Annotated in this window: 5 protein-coding genes; 3 read left to right on the top strand and 2 right to left on the bottom strand. The window is 36.1% G+C overall.

From position 1 onward, the window contains the following. On the bottom strand, window positions 1–1,615 hold a 1,615-nt coding region (locus E1171_RS09440; RefSeq protein WP_155205757.1), incomplete at its 3' end, for an outer membrane beta-barrel protein. Between the two features lie 363 nt (window positions 1,616–1,978). Further along, complete coding sequence (locus E1171_RS09435; RefSeq protein WP_155205756.1) at window positions 1,979–2,578, bottom strand: porin family protein; 600 nt, start codon at window positions 2,576–2,578, stop codon at window positions 1,979–1,981. 351 nt (window positions 2,579–2,929) lie between these two features. Here E1171_RS09435 and E1171_RS09430 point away from each other — a divergent pair, with 351 nt between their 5' ends. The 3 genes from E1171_RS09430 to bioA are packed head-to-tail and all read left to right on the top strand — an operon-like array spanning window position 2,930 to window position 6,027. Further along, the gene (locus tag E1171_RS09430; RefSeq protein ID WP_155205755.1) at window positions 2,930–4,084 is read left to right on the top strand and encodes an aminotransferase class I/II-fold pyridoxal phosphate-dependent enzyme; all 1,155 of its coding nucleotides are present in this window, start codon (window positions 2,930–2,932) and stop codon (window positions 4,082–4,084) included. Window positions 4,085–4,101: 17 nt separating this feature from the next. Further along, window positions 4,102–4,707 (top strand): dethiobiotin synthase, encoded by a 606-nt coding sequence (gene bioD, locus E1171_RS09425; protein ID WP_155205754.1) that lies wholly within the window; start codon window positions 4,102–4,104, stop codon window positions 4,705–4,707. Window positions 4,708–4,728: 21 nt separating this feature from the next. Further along, window positions 4,729–6,027, top strand: coding sequence for an adenosylmethionine--8-amino-7-oxononanoate transaminase (gene bioA / locus E1171_RS09420; RefSeq protein WP_155205753.1), 1,299 nt, complete (start codon window positions 4,729–4,731; stop codon window positions 6,025–6,027). The last annotated feature ends 26 nt before the right edge of the window (window positions 6,028–6,053 follow it).

The raw sequence follows: 6,053 nt of genomic DNA, 5'->3' as shown, positions 1-6,053 counted from the left end.
AAATATTTACATAATTATTTTTAGTAGTTGAATTCAATGCTATGGATTGTTGTACCGTTTGGGTAAATTCTGAACGCAAACCGGCCTGCAACATCCATCGTGCATTCAATGCTGTCCCATAACTGGCATAAAGGGCCTGAATATCTTCCTGATAAATAAAATGGTCAGATTGATTTTCATCTTTTACCAATTCTTCTTCTACCCAATTCCCATAATCTACAATATTGTCATTTAGATTAGAGCTTAACTTCACCCCGGTTTCTAATTTCCCTTTGCCAATAGGATGTGTATAATCGATTTTTGCCGATTTATTGATAAAATCCTGAACTAATTTATTTTGCGTCAATGGTTGATGCAAATTTTGTTCACCGTTTTCTACACCCTCTCTAAATAGGTCCTGAAGTTGATCAGATTGATATTTAAAATAGTCTATATCTACATTCAGCGCTCTCCCCAAGGAATCAAACTCTTTTTTAAAATGAAGATTAAAAGATCCCATTTGGGTATCATTGTCCTGTTCTGTAGAATTCAATTCAGCAGGAATATTTAAAAAATTATCGCCCTCCTTGGTTTTGGTTAATAATAGTCCTTGGCCAGCTCTCAGATTACCTTCTGCCTGCCAACCAATACTTGTTTTCTCATTAAGGTAGTAATCCATCCCTCCCTCAAAATGATGAGAATTGCCAGGCGAAAGAACCACCAGGTCTATGTGAGAGGCATAGTCTTTTAAAATAGTGGTAATGTCATTTGTGCTTTTATACTTATAACTTCGTCCATTATACTTCCCAAAAATGTCCCATCGTTTGTTACGATAATTTAAATTCAATCCACCATTGTAACTTCCATAAGTTGCCTGCTGAAAAGCTCCATTTACACTTCCCTTTAGCCCATAAGTTTTATTTCTTTTTCTTTTAATATTAATAATTCCCCCTGTTCCCTGCGCATCGTATTTAGCTGAAGGCTGAGTTATGGCTTCTATCTTTGATAAATCTTCCGCAGACATACTTTCCAACAATCCTTTTAATTCTTCTCCCGAAAGATTCACCCGTTTACCATCCAACATTATACTGGTGCCCTGTTTTCCGGCAATGTTTATATTACCATCCTTGTCCACCATTACTCCTGGGGTCTTAGATAAAGCCTCCCAGGCATTACTTCCCGCTGCGGTTGGACTATTTTCAACATTGTATACAATGCCTTCCGCTGTTCTTTCAATCATTGCTTTTTGGCCTTGAACCACCACTTCTTCCAATGTTTTGTCATCATCATTCAAAATGATAGTACCTAAATCTAGGGATTCCCCTTTTAGCACGAAAGGTTTTGAATATGGAGCATATCCAATAAAAGATATATTTAATATATAATTTCCTTGTAAGGCTGAAAGCTGAAACTTTCCATTGAAATCCGTTACCATACCTGTTACCAATGAAGAATCCCCATCCTGTAACAAGGATACATTAGTAAATTCTAAAGGATGATTGCTCACATCGGTAACTTTCCCACTTATTATTACCTTATTGCCTGATTGGGCAGAGGCTGCTATGGAAATAAAAAGAAAAAATATAAGGAAATAAATCCTTCTAAATTTCACTGGTATTGATAAAGCTGTATTCATTCTTACAAGAATTTAATTAAAAATGTAAACAGCAGAAGAAAAAGGTATGCCAAACAATCAAAGAAGGGTTTAAACACTTATTTTCAGCATTTAATGCATATTCCCTTATTTTAAATTTGTCCAAAATCGAACACAAGTTGTATCAAAATGGAATAGAAGGAGTTAATTCTAAGGAAGAGGGTTAAGAGTGAAAAAAGGTAAAAGTGAACAGGAAAATGCTTTTTAGGTATACTAACCTTCAAGTAGGAATACTGATGAGGAATGAGATTCATTCTCTTTTTTTAAGAAGGTCTGAAGAAAATTTTTCAAAAAAAAAGCAGGTTGTCCAAACCTGCTTTCTAATTATAAAAGTTGTTGTATCTTTTAAAAAATGTTAAACCCGAGTTGAAACAATAATTGCCTGGTTCTATAATCGGTTGTAAATTCCTGATTCGCAATACTAACCGTTTCTCCAAAACTGCTTAAGTTTCCTTCATACCTAAGATCAAAAGTAAATTTCCAAAGATCAACGCCTACTCCTGCTTGGTAACCAATAGCTGTATTATTGTCCCTATCGACATTTGCCTCATTTCCCTTTGCCTTAGAACTCAAAACAAAATTAGCAACAGGCCCTGCCTGTACACGTACCAGGTTTAAAAACTTCAATCCTACCATAACAGGCACATCCAATCGGGTCCTATTGAATGTAACATCTGTTGGTTGACTGGTTCCAATGCTCAAATCTGAACGATTCGAAGTAAACAATGACTCTGGTTGAATAAACAAACCTCCCAAAGACACTCTGGCAAATGCCCCTGCCTGAACACCAAACTTGGCAGTTCCCTCCTGAATGCCATTAATGTTTTCTCTTAAACTGGTATTTGAGCTTATCACACCCACTTTTGGCCCAAATTTGAATGATTGGGCTTGAGTACTCATCACCACAAGCATCAGCCCCACAATAGATAAAAATGTTTTTTTCATTTTCTTATAATCTTTATAAATACTTTAGATGACTCTGCAAATTTTATACTAAAAATTAAGAATCCCCAAATAACTATACATTAAAGCCCAGATTTATCTGAGAATTCTGAATTTCTAATCCCAATTTAATGACAAACAGAGCAATCTTCCTACATTAAGTAAAAATGAAGAAAGGGTCCTCAGAAGTCTAAATAATTTATAAAAAACAACTTTTTCATACCTTTTCATTTTATTGTGCCATTTAGGTTCATTATCCTAAAACCTCATAAATTATAAATTTATCCATAATCAGCATTTCTTTTTTAATTTTGTACCCTACATTTGGACCACGGAGAAACGAAAAGGAGCATTATGCATATTGCAGAACAATTTTTAGCCGATAAACTTTCTAATCGAAAACAGCTGGGAAACCTTCGCCAACTCCGTACTGTTGATCACTCCGTTGATTTTTCTTCCAATGATTATCTAGGATTGGCCCGATCCACTGAATTAAATAAAATTATACAGGGCAATTACGAACTTATTCAACCTAAGCGAAACGGATCAGGAGGTTCACGTTTACTTTCGGGAAATACTAGTTTTTCCGAGGAATTAGAAGAATACCTGGCTCATCTCTTTCAAAGTGAGGCTTCCTTGTTATTCAATTCGGGCTACGCTGCTAATACAGCATTACTTTCAACTATACCTCAAAAAGGTGACACCATCCTTTATGACGAATTGAGCCATGCCTCGGCCAAAGATGGCATCCGTTTGAGTTTTGCAAACAGGTATGCCTTTCGACACAATAATTTGAATGACTTAGAGCATAAGTTAAAAAAGGCTATAGGACGTATATATATCTTTGTAGAGTCAGTTTACTCAATGGATGGAGATATTGCTCCTTTGGAGCAAATCATTCAGTTAAGTCAAAAATACAATTCAGCTCTTATAGTAGATGAAGCCCATTCTACTGGAATTTATGGAAAAAATGGAAATGGCCTTTGCTGTGAAAAAGAATTGGAACAACAGGTATTTGCCAGAATACACACCTTTGGAAAAGCTATGGGTATACATGGGGCTTGTGTTGTGGGTTCAAAAGTGCTAAAGGACTTTCTAATTAACTTTTCCAGACCCTTCATTTATACAACAGCCATGAATAACCATAGCCTATTAGCTATTCATTCAGCTTTCAACTTTCTAGAAAAAAATCATCATTTAAAGAAGGAATTACAAAAAAAGGTTTCCTATTTCAACCTCTTGTTGTCCGACACTTTTGGAGAAGATGAACTTTACCATCATATTCCCAGTAAAAGCCCTATTCAGGCCCTTATCATTCAAGGAAATGAAAAAGTAAAGAATGTTAGTAATGTTCTGCAGGAAAAAGGCCTGGATGTAAGGCCTATCCTTTCTCCTACCGTAAAAAAAGGTCAGGAGCGACTAAGAATTTGTTTACATACTTTTAACAGCGAAAAAGAAATCCAAAAACTATTTTTAGAAATGAAATCTGCTGTACAAGCAATTCAATAAAAAACACTTTTATAAACATGCGATATTTTATTACAGCCATAGATACAGACAGTGGAAAAAGCCTGGTGAGTGCAATTCTAATAAAGGCCTTAAAAGGAGATTACTGGAAACCTGTACAAGCAGGAACGCCAACCGACACCAATTACGTAAAAGCATTGGTACAAAACTCAGGTAGCACTTTTTTTAAAGAGGCTTATATGCTACAAACTCCTTGCTCTCCCCATGCTGCTGCAGAAAAAGAAAATATACAAATAAACACAGCTGAGATGGACATTCCTCAAACTTCAAACCCCCTGATTATTGAAGGAGCAGGAGGTGCATTGGCCCCTTTAAATGATGAAGAATTTGCCATTGATATTGCCAAAAGGACCCAGGCAGAAGTGGTTTTAGTTTCCAATTTATATTTAGGAAGCATCAACCACACTTTATTAACAGTGGAATATTTGAAACAAAGAAACTATAAGGTCAAAGGAATTATCTTTAACGGAGAGCCCAATCCTGAAAGTGAATCCTTTATTTTAAAATACTCAGGTTATCCTTGCCTTTTACGAATTCTCCCTGAAGAAAAAATTAATGAAGATATTGTGAATCACTATGCTGAGAAATTGGCTGAAAACTGGTAAATCCCCTTAAATTCAATAGAAATGATGGAAACTGAAAGTATAACTTTAACAAATAATCTTTCAAAGGACAAAGCCCATATTTGGCACCCATTTACACCACTGATCGGTAGTGGAGATCCTCTAGTTATCCAATCCGCTAAAGGTGTCTATCTGCACACTGAAGATGGGCGTAAAATTATTGATGCTGTATCTTCATGGTGGGTAAATACCCACGGACATTCTAATGAACATATTGCAGAGGCACTGAGCAAACAAGCCCGTGAGTTGGAACATGTCATTTTTGCAGGTTTCACCCACCCGCCAGCCATTCAATTGGCAGAAAATCTATTAAAGATCCTTCCTGAGAACCAAAGTAAATTTTTCTTTTCTGACAATGGAAGTACTTCTGTGGAAGTAGCACTCAAAATGGCCATTCAGTATTGGCACAACCAAGGAATCAAAAAAGAAAAAGTAATTGCATTTGAGGGAGGATACCACGGTGACACCTTCGGAGCTATGTCTGTTGGAGGAAGAAGCTCCTTCTTTCAAGCATTTGATCCCTATTTATTCGATGTGGCCTTCATTCCATTCCCTGAAAAAGGAAAGGAGGAAAAGACTATTGATGCATTAAAGACATTGTTAAAAAGTGAAGATGTAGCCGCATTTATCTTTGAACCTTTATTACAAGGGTCCGCAGGAATGAGGATGTATTCACCCGAAGTTTTGGATGAACTAATATATCTGGCACAACAAAAAGACGTGATTTGCATTGCTGATGAAGTGCTAACAGGTTTTGGACGTACAGGAAAATATTTTGCTAATGATTATCTAAAAAATAAAGCTGATATTTTTTGTTTATCCAAAGGCCTGACTGGGGGGACCATGGCTTTGGGAGTAACAAGTTGTTCGGAAAAAATCATAGACGCTTTCCGTGAAGAAGACCCTAAAAAAACCTTCTTTCATAGCCATTCCTTTACAGCAAACCCATTAGCTTGTGCAGCAGCCAATGCGAGTTTTGAAATTCTAACCTCTGAAACCTGCCAGAATAATATCCAAAGAGTAGAAAAAAGACACCTTGGTATTAAGAAAAAGCTGGAACACCATCCTAAACTTAAAGACATTCGGGTTTGTGGTACTGTAATTGCCTTTGAAATTCTGACTGAAGAAGAGACTTCTTACTTCAATAAATCTAGAAATGCTATTTATAATTTCTTTTTGGAAAAAGATATTTTACTTCGCCCATTAGGAAATGTGATTTACATTTTAGCCCCCTATATTATTACGAATGAAGAATTGGATCGAATTTACAGTTCAATTGAGGAACTTCTAGAAAGCATCTAAATAGAGAGTCTATTAAAAGATCAACC

It is taken from the genome of Xanthovirga aplysinae (assembly GCF_009711365.1).
In the GTDB taxonomy this organism is placed as follows: Bacteria; Bacteroidota; Bacteroidia; order Cytophagales; family Cyclobacteriaceae; genus Xanthovirga; species Xanthovirga aplysinae.
This window is presented reverse-complemented; position numbering and strand designations above follow the sequence as displayed.